Here is an 18063-nt window from a genome sequence, read left to right as displayed (position 1 = left end):
TTCTCCCTTCGTCGGAATAGCGATCCTCGTCGTGTACAGCATTCGGCTTAGGCACCCAGGCATGCTCCGCGCAAGCGTGCCGGGCAAGGCCGTGAGGTTCATCAGGTCAGGCGGGTCGAGCGAAGGCACGCACGGGACGTTGGACCGCCATCGCGATGGCTTGTCGCCCGCGCCGACGTGCGGGGGGACGGGCGCCGTCTCGCTGTGGACATTTCGTGCAGGTGCGCCGAGGTAATATCCCGACCTAGTCCCGCAGTCACGAAGACCGTTGAGACCCGCATCCACTACGACGTCGAAGGGCGGTGCCGCTGCTCGTGGGGGCATCACCGGAAGACGCGGATGAGCGCTCGCGCACTGTCGGTGTACGCGATGTTGCTGCGGCCGCCGGTGTCTCTCTCGGCACTGTGTCCAACGTGCTGAACAACCCCGCGATCGTCGGGGAGAGCACCCGGCAACGGGTCGAGGAGGCGATGCGGGCCCTCGGGTTCGTCGGTTCGGGGGCGGCGGGTCAATTACGGAGCCGACGCTCCAAGTTGATCGGTGTCGTCGTGCCGGATGTGGGCAATCCGTACTGGGCGTCCGTGCTGCGCGGTGTCGAGACGGTGGCTGACGAGCACAAGCTCACGCTTGTGGTCGGCTCGACGCACCAGGACCCTGATCGTCAGCGGAGCCTGCTGCGGGCGCTCGAACGGCAAGGCGTGGATGGGCTGATCATTGCGCCGATCGTAGACAGGCCCGCAGATTGGCGTTCGTTCGAGGCCCGTCCGTTCGGTGTGGTGGCGCTTGAGCGGCAGCAGCCGGGCTCGCTGGGGGCCTGGGTGAGCCTGGACAACGTCGAGGGCGCACGGTTGGCGGTGAGTCATCTTCTCGACCTCGGGCACCGGCATATCGCCATGGTGAACGGCCCATCCCGAGTCTCGTGGTGTGCCGAGCGGCGTGAGGGTGCCATGGCGGCCATTCGTGAGCGCGGCCTGGACCCGGCTGAGGTGATGACCGAGGTCGTGGTGGAGGACCTGACCGTGGCGGAGGGCTCGGCGGCGGTCCGCCCGCTGCTTGAGGATCGCGAGATCAGTGCGGTGATGTGCGTCAACGACATGCTCGCGCTCGGAGCGTTGCTGGCCCTGAAGGAGCGACACCTCGACGTCCCCGGAGATGTCGCACTGGTGGGCTACGACGACGCCGATTTCGCGCCGGCCCTGAACCCGCCGCTGACGACCGTGCATCAGCCGTCCTTCGCGATTGGTACTGCGGCCGCGAATCTTCTCGTAGGTGCGCGCGCTCCGGGCGCCCACGTCGACTTCGAACCTCGGCTAGTCGTGCGGGAGTCATCAGCGGGCCGTCCGTAACGATTCGATGACGCCGTTTGACACCATCCCTCAATCACCGGCACTCTTGAACCGGTTCAGGAGTGAACCGGTTCAAGAGTCTCCGGCTCCTGCTCAGCGCCCGGCAGTTACGGCCGAGGCGGACTTGCGATCCAACGGAGGGGTGCAGTGCCCAGGACATACGTGACCCGGCGTGAGTATGACGAGTGGCTGAACGAGGCAGCATCGCTCGCGCGGGCGCTTCGCTACCCGATCTCGGGCGACATGGTCAACGACAGCGCTGGCATCGTCTTCGGTGACGACCAGTACGCAGCCTTCGAGAACGGCCTCTGGTCGCGTGAGGCTCACGAGCTCATGGTGATATTTGAGTCGCTCAACGAGGCGGCTGTCGATGGCCTGCCCGCATCCGCCTCCCACGGGTCGGAGTACAGCGGCCTGTGCGACAAGCTGATGATCGTCCACCCGGGCAAGTTCTGCCCGCCCCACTTCCACCAGCGCAAGACCGAGAGCTACGAGGTAGTGATGGGCGAGATGGAGGTCTTCTACGCTCCCACGCCCGTCCAGGTGGGTGACGAGGAGGTCCTCAGCTTCAACCCGATGCCCGCCGGCTCGCCGTGGCCCGACGGGGTCGACCTTCCCGCCGGCCGCGAGCAGACCTATGCCCGGCTCACCAGCCACGTTCGGCTCAAGAGCGGTGACCCCAAGTTCGTAATGCACCGGAAGCATCTGCACGCGTTCCGCTGCCCGGCCGACTCTCCGACGCCGCTGGTCGTCCGTGAAGTCTCGACCTACAGCCACGAGCCGACCGAGCACGCCGCCGACACGCCCACGCCCCTGCCCGCTTGGGCCGGCCTGCACGACAACGCCTTCGTCGCCCCCGCCGCCAACACCGGGCGCCTGACGACGAACATCCGCTGACCCCAGCGGACGACCCAGCACACCAAATCGCCACAAGCACGACCCAGACAATCAACCCATCACGTCAAAGGAGACACCATGCGCAACCTCCCCAGAGTCGTTGCACTCTCAGCCGTCGCCAGCCTCATGCTGGCCGCCTGCGCCAGCGGTGCCGACGAGCCCGCCGACAGTGCTGATGGTGGCGACAACGCCACCGGCGCCAGCGCTTCCGTGGAGTTCGAGGCCAAGGACCCGCTGACCATCGGCTACTCGGTCTACGACCTGCAGAACCCCTACTGGCAGTCCTACTCCGCGGGCGTCAAGGCCGGTGGAGAAGAGGCCGGGGTCAATGTCGTGGTGGTCGACCAGAAGTCCGACCAGAACCAGCAGGTCTCCGGCTCGCTCGACCTGATCAACCAGGATATCTCGGGTCTGATCGTCACCCCGGTACAGCCGACCGCGCTACCCGCGACGATCGACGCTGCCCACGCCGCGAAGATCCCAGTCGTCATCGCCGACATCGGCACCGCCGGCGACTATGACGCCTACATCCAGTCCAACAACGCCAACGGCGGAGCCTTGGCTGCCGAGTACGTCATCGAGCAGCTCGGCGATGTCCCCGGACCCCACAAGGTCGGCGTCATCGAGCTGCACGCCGGCTCGGTGGTGGGTGAGGAGCGTGTGGCCGAGTTCGTCGCGGCCGTGGACGACCACGAGAACTTTGAGATCGTCTCCAGCCTCGACGGCAACGACACCGTCGACGGTGGCTTTGCCGCCGCGCAGGACATGCTGTCGGCCAACCCTGACCTAGAGGTCATCTACGCGGCCAACGACGACTCGGCCATCGGCGCCCAGCGTGCCATGGAGACGGCAGGCAAGTCCGTGGCCGACGGCTTCATCCTCATCGGGTTCGACGGCTCCGACGGCGCCCTCGACCTGATTGAACAGGGTCTGATGAGTGCGACCGTTGCCCAGGACCCGTACGGACAGGGCGTCAAGGCCGTTGAGACCGTCCTCGCCCTGCTCGAGGGGAACGACGCGAGCTACGACGACGCCGAGAACAAGACGATCTTCTTCCCCGTGGAGATCGTGACCGCCGACAACATGGCCGACTTCCGCGCGTCCCGCGCCGCGCAGGACTGAGCCGACCACGTGGTGGGGGTGGCTCCGGCCACCCCCACCCATCGCGCCGATGGAGAGAAGCGATGACGACAGTGCTGCAGGTCAACGACGTCGTTCAGGAGTACCCAGGGGTCCGGGCGCTCAAGGGTGTGTCCCTGCAGATCCGAGCAGGACAGGTCCTCGGACTTGTAGGTGAGAACGGGGCCGGCAAGAGCACGCTCATCCGCATCCTCGGTGGCATCGAGCAGCCCGTGCGAGGCGCGGTGATCGTGAAGGGGGCCGAGCAGCGATTCCGGAGCTCGGCTGACTCCCAGGCCGCCGGCATAAGCGTGGTCAGCCAGGAGTTCCGGCAGGTCCCGCAGCTCTCGGTGGCCGACAACATCTTCCTCGGGCACGAGCTCACATCTGGCGGAGTGGTGCACCGGGGACGTACCCGTGCGCGGTCCGTCGAGGTGCTCGAGCAGCTCGGCATGGAGCTCGATCCGGACCGCCCGCTGAGCTCGCTCACCGTGGGTGACCGGCAGATGGTCGAGATCGCCCGTGCACTCTCACGTGAGTTCGACGTCCTTATCATGGATGAACCCACAGCTGCCCTCAACGCCGCAGAGATCAGCCAGCTTCACACCATCGTTCGCCGCTTGGCCGAGCGGGGAAAGGCCATCGTCTACGTCTCCCACCACCTCGACGAGATCTTCACCATCTGCGACGACGTAGCCGTGCTGCGTGACGGTGAGCTCGTCGCACACCAGCCCACCGCCGAGCTCGACGAGCCCCGCCTTGTCGAGCACATGCTCGGCCGTAAGCCACAGACCTACGAGCACGCCGCCGTCCACGAGAGTGCCGTCGACGTCCGGCTCGAGGTCCGCGACCTGGTGGTTCCAGGCGTCGCCGAGCCGTTCGACCTCGAAGTCCGCCGTGGTGAGATCCTCGGCCTGGCCGGGCTGGTCGGCTCCGGCCGCACCGAACTCACCCGGGCACTCTTCGGTGACCTCGTCGCGCAGCGTGGGACCGTCAGGGTCGACAGTCGCCAGGTCCGCCTGCGCAGCAGTCGCGAGGCAGTGGCCAACGGAATCTTCATGCTCTCCGAGGACCGTAAGGGCGAGGGCATCCTGCCGCACCTCGACGTGACCGAGAACGCCATGGTGTCCCGTGACCGCCGGGCCCTGCCCTGGCGTAACCGGCTGCTGCCGGTACCACGCGACGAGTCAGCCGAGTTCCTCAAACTGCGGGACCAGATGCGCATCAGGGTGCCGCACGGCCGTCAGCTCGTCGGCAACCTCTCGGGGGGGAACCAGCAGAAGGTGCTTCTGAGTCGTGCCCTGCTCTCGGGCTGCTCAGTGCTGCTGTTGAACGAACCCACCCGAGGCGTAGACGTCGGGGCGAAGGTCGACATCTACCAGCTCATCCAACAGCTCGCCGACAGCGGCGTGGCCGTGGTGGTGTCAAGCTCCGATGCACCGGAGCTCGCCGCGATTGCGGACCGCTGTGCCGTGTACTTCGCCGGACGCCATGTCGCCGAGCTACGCGGCAGGGACGTCACCGAGGAGAACATCGTCGGCGCATCCGTCGGCCAGACCGCGCAGGAGACCAACCATGCCTGAGACCGCCACTGTTCGCGCGGCTGATGAGCTCGTCGCCGCAGAACGGGACCGCTCGGCCGAGCGGGCGCGCCGTGCCGACCAGCGCCGGCGCCTGCTGCAGAACTCCGGTGTGCTCGTGCCCTTTCTGCTCGTGCTCATTGCCGGCCTCGCAATCGTCCCGAACTTCGCCTCGGCCTCGAACGTGACGAACATGCTCGTCAACGCCGCGATTCTCGCGATCGTCGGCTACGGGATGACCCTAGTCATCGCCGTGCGCGGCATCGACCTGTCGGTCGGATCGGCACAGGCGCTGGCTGCCTGCGTCGCGGCGGCCGCCGTCAACGCCTCGGGACCGCTCGTCGGAGCGGCCGTAGGTATCGCGGTCGGCGCCGCGCTCGGCCTTGTCAACGGACTGATCGTCACCCAGGCCAAGGTGCCCGGCTTCATCGGCACCCTTGCCACCATGAGCGTCTTCCGCGGGGCGGTGCTGCTCTTCACCGGAGGCGCCCCCATCATGATCGCCTCGGCCGGGTTCAAGGACGTGGCGACATCTTCGCTGCTCGGCATCCCCGTGCCCTTCCTCATCGCGGTCGCCGCCGGCGGGGCCATGTGGTTCACGCTCGAGCGGATGCGCTTCGGTAAGCACGTGGTCGCCGTCGGCGGCAGTCCCGAAGCGGCCGTGGACACGGGCATCAGCGTCAACCGCGTGCTCCTGCTCAGCTATCTTGTCGCCGGCGCGTCCGCGGGCGTCGGGGGGGTTCTTCTGGCCAGCCAACTCGGCGTCGTCAACGGCTCGGTCTCTGCCGGCCTCGAGCTGCAAGCCATCGCCATTGTGGTGCTGGGCGGCACGTCCATGGCCGGCGGGCGCGCCAACATCGTCGGGACGTTCGTTGCCGCGCTGCTGCTGGCGATGATCAACTCTGGCCTCAACCTGCTCAACGTCCCGTCGTTCTACCAGTACGTCGCGCTCGGGCTGCTGCTGATCTTCGCGCTGAGCGTCGACGGTGCGCAGCGTGCCGCGGTCCGCCGAATGCTGGAGGGAAGGCTTTCGTGACCACCACCGACACCATCAACCGTTCCGCCCGGGTCGATCGCGGACCGGGGCAGCTGCAGAGCGCCCTCCACTTCGCCTCGCGGCAGTACCTCCTTGCCGTTCTCGTGGTCCTGGCCATCGGCGTCGGCCTGACCAAGCCGTCCTTCTGGGGCCCCGGCAACATCGAGAACGTCCTCTTCCAGGCGTCGTTCGTGGGTTTGGCCGCATGCGGCATGACGCTGCTCATCGCCGGTGGGCTGCTGGACCTGTCGGTCGGTGGGGTCATCGCGGTCAGTGCGATCGCCGTGGCAACCGTGCTGCCCCACACCACCATCGGGGCAGCGATGGCACTCGCCCTCGGTATCGGCGTCGTGCTCGGCCTGGTCAACGGGCTACTGGTGACCTACGTGCGGATCGCGCCGTTCATCGCGACGCTCGGCACCCTGTACCTCTTCCTCGGTCTGGCGTTTATCTGGACCTCCGGAAAGGTCGTGCCGATCACGTCGAGCAACTACCGGGCGGCGACCACCGGCACGGTGGGCTGGCTGCCGATCTCGTTTCTGCTATTCATCATGGTGGCGGTCGCGTCCTACCTGCTGCTCAGCCGAACGTACTTCGGACGCACCTTGCGGGCATTCGGTAGCAACGAGCGGGCCGCCGTGCTCGCCGGGCTACCGGTCAACCACGCGAAGGTTCTAGTTTTCGTCGTAGCCGGCGTGTGCTTCGCCCTGGCGGGGATCTTCATGGCAGGCCGGTTGTCCTCAGCCGAGGGCAACATGGCCATGGGCTTCGAGATGGACGTCATCGCAGCCGTCGTCGTCGGCGGCACGGCACTGCGCGGCGGGCGGGGCACAATGTTCGGAACGGTGGTCGGCGCGCTGCTCTTTGCAGTGCTGGCCAACGCACTGAACCTGCTGGGCGTCGCGTCCTACTGGCAGTACGTCCTCACCGGAGCCGTCCTCGTCGCCGCCATCGCAGTCGGAGCCCGGCGGTCGTCGGCCGTTGAGGTGCGCGGGGCCGGCTGATGGGCTTCGGTGCAGACTCAGTGATGCTCGAGCCGACGCTACGGCGCCTGCTCGGCGCACCGGACCAGCTCGTGTCGGTCACCCGGGCAGTGCTCGACGAGGGCCCAGGCCGCGGCAGCCCTATCCTGACGGTGCGCAACCCTGCAGGCATCTCCTTCGATCTGCTCCTCGACCGAGCCATGGACATCGGCTGGGCGGACGCCGCCGGGCTACCCCTGGCCTGGCGCTCGGCGCGCGGCCCGATCAACTCGGCCCGCTATAAGTCCGGCAGCACGGGCTGGGTCCACACGTTCGGCGGTGGCCTGCTCACCACGTGCGGGCTGGCCTCGACCGGTGCACCGTCCACCGTGGATGGAGTACACCACCCACTGCACGGGCGAGTCGGCCACATCCCCGCCGAGAACGTGCGATGGTCGCTCGTCGACGACGACGGCGTACTCTCCCTCGAGGTCACCGGCGACGTGATCGAGGCCGCCCTCGGCACACCGACGCTCGCGCTGCGCCGGCGACTCGTGGCCAGCACAGCCGAACCGATGCTTCGTATCGAGGACACCGTCCGCAACCCGGGGTGGGTGCCTGCCGGGCACATGTTCCGCCACCACGTCAACCTCGGAGCACCCGTGGTGGTGCCGGGGACGGTCGTGACCGCGACCGCGGACCCTGTCGGCGAGCGTGACCGCTCCGGTCCAACTACCGTCCCCCTGCCGTGGACCCTCGATATCGCCGATGGCACTGCACCCGAAGTGGTGCTCCACTGCCGCCCGCACCCCGGACCGGTCGCGGCGGTAGAGGTCCGCTCACCCCACGGCGCCTGGGTACGCGTCGAACAGGACACCGCCAGCTGGGACCAGCTAGTTCTCTGGCGCGACGCGACACCCGGTGTCAACGTGCTGGGCGTCGAACCATCAACCTCGCGAGACTTCGGCCGCAAACAGGCCGAGCACGACGGCGAAGTGATCTGGCTCGAACCCGGCCAGGAGCGGTCCTACCGGACGGTAGTTCGCGCCGGACGTTGAAGTCCACCCTCGCACGAGCAATGCCCGCACGAATCCGAATCACAAGGAGACAGCAAATGATCAACGAGAGCACCGCGCTGGTCGTCGGGATCGACTACGGGACGTTGTCCGGCCGTGCGGTGGTCGTGCGGGTGTCGGACGGTGTGGAGCTGGGCAGCGCGGTGCACGAGTACCCGCACGCGGTGATGGACCGGGTGCTGTCGGCGCACGAGGACGAGGAGCTCCCGCCGGAGTGGGCGCTGCAGAACCCGGCGGACTACGTCGAGGTGCTCAAGGTCGCGGTGCCGGCGGCGATCGAGGCGGCCGGGGTGGACCCCGCAGACGTGGTCGGGATCGGGACGGACTTCACTGCGTGCACCATGGTGCCGACGACGCAGGACGGGACGCCGCTGTGTGAGCTTGAGCAGTTCGCCGGGCGCCCGCACGCATACGTCAAGCTCTGGAAGCACCACGCCGCGCAGGGGCAGGCGGACCGCATCAACGAGCTGGCCCATGCCCGCGGCGAGGAGTGGATCAAGCGCTACGGCGGGTTCATCTCCTCGGAGTGGGAGTTCGCCAAGGGCCTGCAGCTGCTAGAGGAGGACCGCGAGGTCTACGACGCGATGGCCCGCTGGGTCGAGGCGGCGGACTGGATCGTCTGGCAGCTGACCGGGGAGTACGTTCGCAACGCGTGCACGGCCGGGTACAAGGGCATCTACCAGGACGGGCAATACCCGTCGCGGGAGTTCCTCGGCCAGCTCAACCCCGACTTCACCGACTTCGTCGCCGAGAAGGTCGAGCACACCATCGGCCAGCTCGGCCACACCGCCGGGCGGCTCTCAGCGCAGGCGGCCGACTGGACCGGGCTGCCCGAAGGCATCGCCGTCGCCGTCGGCAACGTCGACGCGCACGTGACCGCGCCGGCCGCGAACGCCGTGGAACCGGGCCAGATGGTCGCGATCATGGGCACCTCGACGTGCCACGTGATGAACGGTGAGCGCCTGGCCGAGGTGCCGGGCATGTGCGGCGTCGTCAAGGGCGGCATCATCGAGGACGTCTGGGGCTACGAAGCCGGCCAGTCCGGAGTCGGGGACATATTCGCCTGGTTTGTCAACAACGCCGTCCCGTCCGAGTACACCGCCGAGGCACAGCGGCGCGGCCTGTCCGTGCACGAGCTGCTGACCGAGAAGGCCGCCGCCCTGCCGGTCGGCGGGCACGGCCTGGTCGCGCTGGACTGGCACTCGGGCAACCGGTCGGTCCTGGTGGACCACGAGCTGAGCGGCCTCGTCCTGGGCCTCACGCTGGCCACACGCCCGGAGGAGGTCTACCGGGCCCTGCTCGAGGCCACCGCGTTCGGGACCCGCACCATCGTCGAGGCCTTCGACGGCGCCGGGGTACCGGTGAGGGAGCTGGTCGTGGCCGGGGGTCTGCTGAAGAACCGGTTCCTCATGCAGATGTACTCCGACATCACCCGCCTGCCGCTGTCCACCATCATGTCCGAGCAGGGCCCGGCGCTGGGCTCGGCGATCCACGCCGCCGTGGCGGCCGGGGCGTACCCGGACGTGCGAACCGCGGCCCGCGCGATGGGGCGGCGCACGGTCGCCGCGTACACGCCCGACGAGGACGCCGCGCTGGCCTACGACGACCTGTACGCGGAGTACACCGCTCTGCACGACCACTTCGGCCGCGGCGGCAACGACGTCATGCGCCGACTCAAGCGGCTGCGCCGCAAGGCCCTGGCTCGGAATGTCACGGTGCAGGACGTCGACGCGGACGTGGCCGAACTCCTGGGAGGTGCGCGATGACTACGGTGCTGATTGAACTCTCCTCCGAGATCCAGAAGGCCATCGCGGCGACCCGCGAGAGGGTGGCCGCCTTGCATGCGGAGCTGCCCCGCTACGAGCTGGTGGTGTGGACGGCCGGCAACGTGTCCGAACGGGTGCCGGGCACCGACTTGTTCGTCATCAAGCCGTCTGGGGTCTCCTACGACGACCTCGCACCGGAGGTCATGGTGGTATGTGACCTGGACGGCGCCAAGATCGACGATGGCACGGCGGCGTCGCTGCAGCCGTCCTCCGACACCGCCGCGCACGCCTACGTCTACCGGCACATGCCCGAGGTGGGCGGGGTGGTGCACACTCACTCCACCTACGCCGCCGCGTGGGCCGCGCGCGGTGAGGCGATCCCGTGCGTGCTGACGATGATGGCGGACGAGTTCGGCGGGGACATCCCGGTCGGCCCGTTCGCGCTGATCGGGGACGACTCCATCGGCCGCGGCATCGTCGAGACGCTGCGGGGCTCCCGGTCGAAGGCCGTGCTCATGCGCAACCACGGCCCCTTCACCGTTGGCAAGGATGCCCGCGCCGCGGTCAAGGCCGCGGTGATGTGCGAGGAGGTCGCTCGCACCGTGCACATCTCCCGCCAGCTCGGCGAGCCAATTCCTATCCCCGACGCGCAGGTGGCGAGTCTCTTCGAGCGCTACCAGAACGTCTACGGCCAGCACTGACCCCGACTCCGCCAGAACGACACCGGCGCCGCGCAGGGGTGCGGTCCGGGGGGCGACCGACTGCGCTGCGCCCGCATGACGGGGTTCGGCGCCTTCACGGCCCGGACGAGCGACGACGACCGCTCCATGCCTGCGAACGCCGCGAATGTCAGGAACCGTCGCGAAGATCCGCGAGACTCTGGCGGGAGAATCGAATCTCGTTGAAGGTCACGGTGCAGCCGTCCCCGTTAGGTGACTGGGCCTCGAAACCCTTGCGGTGCTCGGACACCGCGTCTCCCATTCCGAAGACGCGGATCAGCTGCCACCGGGTGCCGTCGCTCGATGCGTGGAACGCATAGACGTGATCAACGCGGCAGATGCGCAACCACACCGACCGGTCCTGAACGACAAAGGCATTGGCATCATCGGAGACAACTCGAGTGACGACCGAGACCACGATGGGATCTGACGCGGGAGAGAACTCGAAACAGAACTTGGCCCAGTGCGGCTCGTCGATCCACAGCAGCAGCACCCCGGCGTCGAACTGCGCTCGGAAGTCCGGACTCACCCGCGCGCTGAACTGAAAATCGCCGCCGGGGGGCGTCCCGACAAGGGTCGCTGCGTTGAGCATCGACTCCGCATCTGCAGAGCCCTGGCCGCCCGGATTGACGTAGAGGTCGGTGCGTGGAGGTGCTTCGACTATCACTCGGCCGCTCTGATCGTCGTGCCGCCAGACATCGACGTCCGACGGGGTGAGCGGGAACGGCAAAGTGCTGACGTTCAGTGGCCCGGACAGGCGTCGAGCCTGAGAACCGCGGGGCCCCGCTTCGCCGCCAGTCGCCTTGCTTCGGTCGCGCGGCGGGCTGACCGTCCTGCTCGCTCATGGTGCGGATCATATTGCCGGGCGACCTCGCCGCCGCGCGCGGCAAGTTTCTTGCGGGAACAACGTCCCACCACAGATGCAGAACCGTGCTCAGAGCGGCCGCCTTTTTGCAGGATCAGTGCATCGTAGGCAAACGGCAATGCTCCACTAGGAAGTGCTGGCGCTCCTGCGTACACCTGCGGGTCTGGTCGCACGCGCAGCCTCGTAGCGCCCCAGCGCCTCCGCCCGCTCCGAGGCATGATCGACGATCCGCTCGGGATACCCGTGGTCCAGACCATCCGGCACGCGCCACGGCTGGTGCACCGCGACGCCCGGGATGTGGGCCAGCTCGGGCACGTACCGGCGCACGTACACTCCCTCGGGGTCGTACCGCTCGCCCTGGGTGACCGGGTTGAACACGCGGAAGTAGGGCGCGGCGTCCGTGCCGGTACCCGCCACCCACTGCCAGCCGTGGTTGTTCGAGGCGATGTCGCCATCGCGGAGGTGCTCGAGGAAGTACCGCGCGCCGTGCGGCCACCACACGTGCAGGTCCTTGACGAGGAAGCTCGCCACGACCATCCGTACCCGGTTGTGCATCCACCCTTCGGTGAGGAGCTGGCGCATGCCGGCGTCGACGAACGGATACCCCGTCCGGCCCTCCTGCCATGCGCGGACGGGGGCCGCCGCGGCACCTGCCGGGTCCTCGTACGCCATGCCGCGCAGGTCATCACGCAGGTCGTCCCAGGCGGAGTCCGGGCGATGCCAGAGCACGTCGGCGTAGAACTCCCTCCAGCACAGCTCGGCGACGAACCGCCGGGCGCCCTCCGACCTTCCTGCCGGGTGGGCAGCGATGTCTGCGAGCATCGTGCGCGGGTGGATCGTGCCGTTCTTGAGGTGCACCGACATCTGCGACGTGGCATCCAGGTCCGGGCGGTCACGGTTGCGGTCGTAGTCCGCGAGGTCGTCCTCGAGGAACTCTTCCCACCGAGCTCGGGCTGCGGCCTCACCGGTGGGCACGACGGCGGTGGCCGGGTCCTCGTCCCAGGGCAGCGGTGCCGACTCGACCGTCCGGTGCCACGCCAGGCGGGCGGGGACCGGTGCGGGCGAGGGCCAGCCGTGCTCCCGCCACACGCGGGAGAACGGGGTGAACACCTGGAACGGCGCGCCGTCCGCCTTGCGCACCAACCCCGGGCCGACGGCGTAGGGCGTGCCGGTGGCCACGAGCGGGACATCCCCCAAGGCGCGCTCGACCCGGCGGTCGCGGCGCCGCCCGTACGGCGTGCTCTCCCGGCTGACATGGACGCTCGCGGCGCCGATCTCTCGGACGAGGGCCGGGACCTCGGTCTCGGGGCGACCCACGCGGACCACCAGCGCGCCGTCGTACGACGCGTCGAGGGCGCCCAGCGCCGCGGCAAGGTGGGCCCGGCGCACCGGCCCCGCCGAGGCCAGCAATGTCGGGTCCGCGACGAACGCCGGCAGGACGTCGCCGTCCGACTCGTGCGCCGCGAGCAGCGCCGGGAGGTCGTGCAGCCGAAGGTCCCGACGGAGCCAGAGCAACGCGGTCATGACCGCCATCCTCGGGGCCCGGCCAGCAACACGCGCGTCGGGGTGCGGGCAACCCTTCGGCTCGTGCAGGCTCGGCGGATGGACCGTGCCGACGCCCCGCGAGAGCAGGACCCCGGGCCCTACTACCACGGCACCAGAGCTGACCTGATGGTCGGAGACCTCCTGGAACCTGGCTACAGCTCCAATTACGGCGAGCGGAAGAAGGCGAACTTCATCTACCTGACCGCAACCCTTGAGGCGGCGACCTGGGGAGCGGAGCTGGCCACAGGCGAAGGGCGCGGGCGGATCTACCGCGTGGAACCCACCGGCCCCATCGAAGACGACCCGAACCTCACCGACAAGAAGTTCCCGGGCAACCCGACCAGGTCATATCGCACTCGGCAGCCGCTGCGGGTGGTCGGTGAGGTGCAGAACTGGACGGGGCACCCCCCGCGGATCGTCAAGGCCATGCTGGACCATCTCGAGGAACTCAAGCGGCTGGGTATCGAGGCGATCAACGAATAGGCCCACCAGCAGCTGTCGATCGGGCGCCTACGCGCCGGCACCCCCGACGGGCTGACGCAGGATCGTCTTGAGCTTGCTCGCCGGCGTGCGGCGGAAGTCGCTGAGGTAGATCTCGTGATGCTTCCCGGTCATGCGCAGGGAATGGGCGGGTATGAACTCGTTGTGCATCGCGTCGAGGACCGGCGCTTCGTCGTCGTACGGACCCACGTGGAGGGTTTGCACGCTCAGGCCCTCGTCGAGGCGTTCGAGGCGGACGTCCTCGAGCAGCAGCGCGCCGCCCTTGCGAGCGACCGTCCCGCATGCGGTGGCGAGGTGTGCTGGCGTGATCCAGGCGGGGACCAGGTTCATCAGCGTCCAGTCCCAGCGCGACTTGTCCCGGGCGCTGGTGAAGGATGCCATGTCGTCGGACCACCAGAGGGCTTCGAGCGGCATCACCGAATAGTCACGACCCAGGTCGCCCTTGCTGAGGAACTTCAGCTTGTAGGCGACCGGAAAGATCGTCGTCACGGCGTCCTCGTACACCTGGGACGTGTTGGGGTCGCCGTGCCCATCGATCATGAGGAACTGCAACGCGGGCACGGTCACGATCGCGAACCGTCCGTGCGGAGCGGTGTAGGTGGCGATCTCTTTCTTGAGGTCGGCCTTCACAAGGGACGTCTCCTGCCTCGGTGACGGTCAACCGGCCCGATCCTTGGCGGCCGTTTTGGGCTCCGTAGGGGGCCACGCCTGACCACCATGCCTGAGCCGCCAGAGCATACCAACTTGGGATTCACGCCGGTATCATGGAGTTGTGAGCACCCAGATCGCCGTCCGGCTCCCCGACGAGATGGTCGCCTTCCTCGACCGAGCCGTGGCCTCCGGCAAGGCCACGAGTCGTGCCAGCCTGGTTGCCAGCGCCCTGGAGCGCGAGATGCGGCTGCTCCTCGCAGAGCAGGACGCTGCCAGTCTTCGAGAGAAGGGACCGGCGGACGACCTCGATCCACTCGTGAACTGGACCGTAGGCCGGGTCGACCTCGAGGAGTGAGCCGTGCATGAGATCTGCCTGATGCACCTCGACAAGGCCCGACCAGCCGTCGTGCTCACTCGTGAAGCAGCCCGCTCGGCAATGACCAAGGTCACTGTCGCACCCGTCACCTCCACCATCAAGGGCCTGACTAGCGAGGTCCGGCTGGGCCCGCACAACGGACTCGACCACGAGTGCGTGGCCTCGCTCGACAACGTCGTCACCGTCCCCTCGCAACTGGTCGGACGCACGATCGGCTTCTTGACCGCAGACCAGGAGAAGCAGCTCGCCCGGGCCGTCGTGCTGGCATATGACCTCGACTTGCCACTGCTTCGCGCGGACCGCGCCTGACTTGCCGCCACGATCCCGATGCAAGGCAGGCGCCTATCGAGTCTCGTACGCGGTGCTGACGATGTGAGACCGGCCCGGTGACCCACCCTGGCGCCGCCGGGCCTCCCCTCCTACGATCTGACGCGTGTGGGTGGGACGTGCCCGGCACCACGACCAGCAGCCATGAGCGGCCCGCTGCTGATCGCGGTCGACGACGACCCCGGCCTGCTGCACGCCGTCGAGCGTGAGCTCCGCAACCGGTACGAGCGCGACTACCGCGTCATCTGTCTGCGCTCGCGGAACCAGGCGCTCGGCGCTCTCGAGGAGCTCGTGGCCGACGGCGAGGAGGTCGCCCTCGTGCTCGCGGGCGAGACCCTCGCGGGCGAGCCCGGCACGCGACTGCTCGCGGAGGTGCACCGGTTCTTCCCGCACGCCCGGCGAGCACTGCTGGTCGGCTGGTCCCACGTCGGGGTGCTCGCGACCGGTGAAGCGGTCTTCGAGGCGATCGCCACCGGACACATGGACCACTACCTGGTCCGACCGGCAGCACCGCCGGACGAGCAGTTCCACCAGGCCGTCTCGGGTTTCCTGCACACCTGGGCCGAGGCCCGCCACAGCGCGCCCCACACGATCGACGTCATCGGCGAGACGTGGTCCGGGCGCGCCTACGAGCTGCGCGAGGTGCTCGGCCGCTGTGCGATGCCGCACCGCTTCCACCTGGCCGACTCCGAGAAGGGGCGTTCCCTGCTCGCAGCGGCCGGTGCGAGCACGAGGCTGCCGCTCATGGTGCTGCCCGACGGGCGGGTTCTGGAGGATCCCAGCGACGCGGAGATCGCAGTAGCGGCCGGCACGACCGTCGACGCCGATGGGGAGGAGCACGACCTCGTCATCGTCGGCTGCGGACCCGCCGGCCTGTCCGCCGCGGTGTACGGCGCCTCGGAGGGCCTGCGCACCCTGGTCATCGACGCAGGCGGCATCGGGGGGCAGGCCACATCCAGCTCCTCGATCCGCAACTACCTCGGCTTCCCCCGCGGCCTCAGCGGCGGCGAGCTCGCCCGGCGGGCCTACGAGCAGGCGTGGGTCTTCGGGGCCCGGTTCGCCTTGATGCAACGCGTCAGCTCCCTGCGCTGGGAGTCGGGCCGGACCGTCCTCAGCCTGGCCACCGGAGGCGTCGCAGCCGGACGTACGGTCGTCCTCGCCATGGGAGCCGCCTACCGCCACCTCGACGTCGCCGCCCTGGAGGCGTTGCGCGGTGCCGGCGTCTTCTACGGTGCGGCCGCCGCCGAGGCGCCGCTCGTCTCCGGGGAGGAGGTCTACGTCGTCGGCGGCGCCAACTCCGCGGGGCAGGCGGCCCTCCACCTGGCCGAGTACGCGCGCCGCGTCACTCTCGTGATCCGCGCGGGGTCCCTCGCCGCGGGGATGTCGCACTACCTGGTGCGCCAGATCGAGGCGACGCCGAACGTCGCGGTCCGGACCGGCACCGAGGTGGTCGACGGCGGTGGAGACGGCTGGCTCGCGCACCTCGTGCTGCGTGATCGCCACGGCGGGGCGGAGACGGTCGAGGCGCACGACCTGTTCCTCATGATCGGGGCGCAGCCACACACGCAGTGGCTGCCGTCGACCGTGGAACGGGACTCCGACGGTTTCGTCGTGACCGGCGCAGACCTGAGCGCCCGGGCATCGGTGGCGCTGGGGCGCCGCCCGTTGGCGCTCGAGACGAGCATGCCCGGCGTCTTCGCGGCCGGGGACGTCCGGCACGGGGCCGTCAAGCGGGTGGCGTCCGCCGTCGGGGAGGGGTCGATCGCGATCCAGCAGGTCCACAGGCTTCTCGCCGCTTCGTAGGTGAGGTGGGACTCCAGCTGGCGAGGCCGGCCGCATGCGGAGCAATGTCCTGGCCCGGCGGCGTCTGTGATGCGTAGGGTCGCGAGGCATGACCCTGGAGACCGTCAACGGCACCGTCGTCCTGCACCTGCCCGAGGCCGGGCCGCTCATCCGCGCGGCCCAGGACGCGCTCGACGTCATCGGCGAGGCCTGGGCCGGTGGCGCCGAGCTGGTCACCGTGCCGGCCGACCGGCTCGCCCCGGAGTTCTTCGACCACTACCGCATGCGCCTGGCGGTCCTCGGGGACATCTCGGCGCACGTCACCGCCAGCGAGGCGCTGGGGGACTTCGTCCGCGAGTCCAACCGCGGCTCCCACGTCTGGTTCCTCGACCACCCGCGCGAGCTCGCGGACCGGCTGACCCCTGACCCGGCTCCCGCTTCCTCACGGGGCGGCTGGTCCCCGTTTGCGGCGGTCCGGCGTGCGTTCGTCGACCTCCGCCAGCCACGCCAGGGCGGCGGCTCCGCCGTCGAGGACGGAGATGTGCCCGGCGTCCGGGCGAACCCAGAGCTCTGCCCCCGGGATGCGGCGCGCGTTCCACCTGGCGTGAGAGACCGGCACCACCGTGTCGTCCTCGCCGTGGAGGAGCAGGACCGGCACGGCGATCCCGGCGACATCGAACCCCCAGGGGCCCACGTACGCCAGGTCGTCGTCGATAAGCCCGGCCGGACCCGCGGCGACGGCAGGGCGTACGACGTCGAGGAACCACGCCCACTCCCCGGACAGCGCGGCCTCGTCGGCCGCGGTGAACCCGCGGCGACGCCGACCACGCCCAGCACCCGGTCGCTCAGCAACGCCCCGCAGGCGAGCGCATGCGGCGCACCGCCGGAGTGCCCGATGACGGCGAAACGGTCCAGGCCGAGTGCGTCGGTGATCCGCGCGACGTCGTCGGCCGCCGACGCGACGTCCCGCCCGGGCAGCGGGGACGACGCGCCGGCGTCGTACACATGAAGCGTGCGCCCGTCCGTCACCGCCACGTCCGTCTCGTGCACACCGGGAGGGTAGCGGCGGGCCGGTGAGCCCGCAGCCGCGGCCCGGGCCACCAAGGCGTGGACGCGCTCAAGAGCGGGAAGACTGTGGTGGTGCGAGAGCCCTTCGTCCACGAGGCCGTCCTGGTCCTGGCACCGGACACCGACACCCGCGCCCCCGGCGCCGCCATCACCGTCGCGCTCTGCGGCCACTGGGACCACGAGCCGCCGTGCCCGCTCGCCCCGCACCACACCGCCGTCCTGCCCGACGGCGTCGACCTGCGCGTCCGTACCGTGTTCGTCACCGAGCCCGGGCACGAGGACGAGGTTCGGCGGCGCATCGAGACCGCGCTCGCGGCCGGCCGGCTGCGCGGCCCGGACGGCACGGTGACCACCTGGCAGGTGCGCCGCACCGCGACCGGCGTGCTCACCGAGGCCGAGCGAGCGCTGGCGGCGCGGCTCCATGCCGGCTGACACGAACCCGTTCTC

At 69.2% G+C, this 18063-nt stretch carries 17 protein-coding genes and 2 pseudogenes; 15 read left to right on the top strand and 4 right to left on the bottom strand.

Annotated features, from left to right (window positions below):
* The first annotated feature begins 302 nt into the window (after positions 1-302).
* The 9 genes from FE374_RS18855 to FE374_RS18815 all read left to right on the top strand — a co-directional run bounded on the left by FE374_RS18855 (position 303) and on the right by FE374_RS18815 (position 10483).
* Positions 303-1346: a LacI family DNA-binding transcriptional regulator gene (locus FE374_RS18855; protein WP_139931091.1), complete on the top strand. Its 1044-nt coding sequence runs from the start codon at positions 303-305 to the stop codon at positions 1344-1346.
* A gap of 162 nt (positions 1347-1508) precedes the next feature.
* Positions 1509-2243: a cupin domain-containing protein gene (locus tag FE374_RS18850; protein WP_139931089.1), complete on the top strand. Its 735-nt coding sequence runs from the start codon at positions 1509-1511 to the stop codon at positions 2241-2243.
* A gap of 78 nt (positions 2244-2321) precedes the next feature.
* The gene (locus FE374_RS18845) at positions 2322-3365 is read left to right on the top strand and encodes a substrate-binding domain-containing protein (RefSeq protein ID WP_139931086.1); all 1044 of its coding nucleotides are present in this window, start codon (positions 2322-2324) and stop codon (positions 3363-3365) included.
* Between the two features lie 62 nt (positions 3366-3427).
* Positions 3428-4945 carry a sugar ABC transporter ATP-binding protein gene (locus FE374_RS18840; RefSeq protein ID WP_139931084.1) on the top strand — a complete coding sequence of 506 codons (1518 nt, stop codon included), beginning with the start codon at positions 3428-3430 and terminating at the stop codon, positions 4943-4945.
* A complete protein-coding gene (locus FE374_RS18835; RefSeq protein WP_168205766.1) occupies positions 4938-5978 on the top strand; it encodes an ABC transporter permease in 1041 nt (346 codons plus the stop codon). The genes FE374_RS18840 and FE374_RS18835 overlap by 8 nt, the downstream gene beginning before the upstream one ends.
* Complete coding sequence (locus FE374_RS18830) at positions 5975-6982, top strand: ABC transporter permease (protein ID WP_139931080.1); 1008 nt, start codon at positions 5975-5977, stop codon at positions 6980-6982. Before FE374_RS18835 ends, FE374_RS18830 begins: the two co-directional genes overlap by 4 nt.
* 23 nt (positions 6983-7005) lie before the next feature.
* The gene (locus FE374_RS18825; protein WP_168205765.1) at positions 7006-7998 is read left to right on the top strand and encodes a DUF4432 family protein; all 993 of its coding nucleotides are present in this window, start codon (positions 7006-7008) and stop codon (positions 7996-7998) included.
* 56 nt (positions 7999-8054) lie between these two features.
* Positions 8055-9782 (top strand): ribulokinase, encoded by a 1728-nt coding sequence (gene araB, locus FE374_RS18820; RefSeq protein ID WP_139931076.1) that lies wholly within the window; start codon positions 8055-8057, stop codon positions 9780-9782.
* Positions 9779-10483, top strand: coding sequence for an L-ribulose-5-phosphate 4-epimerase (locus FE374_RS18815; RefSeq protein ID WP_139931074.1), 705 nt, complete (start codon positions 9779-9781; stop codon positions 10481-10483). The genes araB and FE374_RS18815 overlap by 4 nt, the downstream gene beginning before the upstream one ends.
* A 148-nt stretch (positions 10484-10631) precedes the next feature.
* On the opposite strand, the gene FE374_RS18810 is transcribed toward FE374_RS18815, so the two are convergent.
* Together FE374_RS18810 and FE374_RS18805 are read right to left on the bottom strand one after the other, a co-directional pair.
* Positions 10632-11231, bottom strand: coding sequence for a DUF1349 domain-containing protein (locus FE374_RS18810; protein WP_230978395.1), 600 nt, complete (start codon positions 11229-11231; stop codon positions 10632-10634).
* 261 nt (positions 11232-11492) lie between these two features.
* Entirely contained in the window at positions 11493-12890 is a 1398-nt protein-coding gene (locus FE374_RS18805) for a cryptochrome/photolyase family protein (protein WP_139931070.1), read from the bottom strand.
* Between the two features lie 78 nt (positions 12891-12968).
* Between FE374_RS18805 and arr the strand changes: the two genes are divergently transcribed.
* Entirely contained in the window at positions 12969-13394 is a 426-nt protein-coding gene (arr, locus tag FE374_RS18800; RefSeq protein WP_139931068.1) for an NAD(+)--rifampin ADP-ribosyltransferase, read from the top strand.
* A 27-nt stretch (positions 13395-13421) separates the two neighbouring features.
* Here the strand turns inward: arr and FE374_RS18795 are convergent, their stop codons facing one another.
* Positions 13422-14042 carry a GyrI-like domain-containing protein gene (locus FE374_RS18795; protein ID WP_139931066.1) on the bottom strand — a complete coding sequence of 207 codons (621 nt, stop codon included), beginning with the start codon at positions 14040-14042 and terminating at the stop codon, positions 13422-13424.
* Between the two features lie 142 nt (positions 14043-14184).
* Here FE374_RS18795 and FE374_RS20145 point away from each other — a divergent pair, with 142 nt between their 5' ends.
* The 4 genes and pseudogenes from FE374_RS20145 to FE374_RS18775 form a co-directional block, all read left to right on the top strand.
* On the top strand, positions 14185-14418 hold the full coding sequence (locus tag FE374_RS20145) for a ribbon-helix-helix domain-containing protein (RefSeq protein ID WP_139931064.1): 234 nt from the start codon (positions 14185-14187) through the stop codon (positions 14416-14418).
* Between the two features lie 3 nt (positions 14419-14421).
* Positions 14422-14748 carry a type II toxin-antitoxin system PemK/MazF family toxin gene (locus FE374_RS18785; protein WP_330998427.1) on the top strand — a complete coding sequence of 109 codons (327 nt, stop codon included), beginning with the start codon at positions 14422-14424 and terminating at the stop codon, positions 14746-14748.
* A gap of 162 nt (positions 14749-14910) precedes the next feature.
* Positions 14911-16569, top strand: coding sequence for an FAD-dependent oxidoreductase (locus FE374_RS18780; protein ID WP_139931062.1), 1659 nt, complete (start codon positions 14911-14913; stop codon positions 16567-16569).
* Between the two features lie 88 nt (positions 16570-16657).
* Positions 16658-16954, top strand: a pseudogene (locus FE374_RS18775) (DUF4180 domain-containing protein); the annotation flags it as partial.
* Between the two features lie 36 nt (positions 16955-16990).
* Here the strand turns inward: FE374_RS18775 and FE374_RS20435 are convergent.
* Positions 16991-17598 (bottom strand): annotated as a pseudogene (locus FE374_RS20435) (alpha/beta fold hydrolase).
* Between the two features lie 90 nt (positions 17599-17688).
* Here FE374_RS20435 and FE374_RS18765 point away from each other — a divergent pair.
* On the top strand, positions 17689-18048 hold the full coding sequence (locus tag FE374_RS18765; protein ID WP_139931060.1) for a hypothetical protein: 360 nt from the start codon (positions 17689-17691) through the stop codon (positions 18046-18048).
* Positions 18049-18063: the final 15 nt, after the last annotated feature.

Source organism: Georgenia yuyongxinii, assembly GCF_006352065.1.
Classification (GTDB): Bacteria; Actinomycetota; Actinomycetes; order Actinomycetales; family Actinomycetaceae; genus Georgenia; species Georgenia yuyongxinii.
Note: the sequence above shows the minus strand (reverse complement) of the source record. Positions and strands in the feature narration are given on the sequence as shown.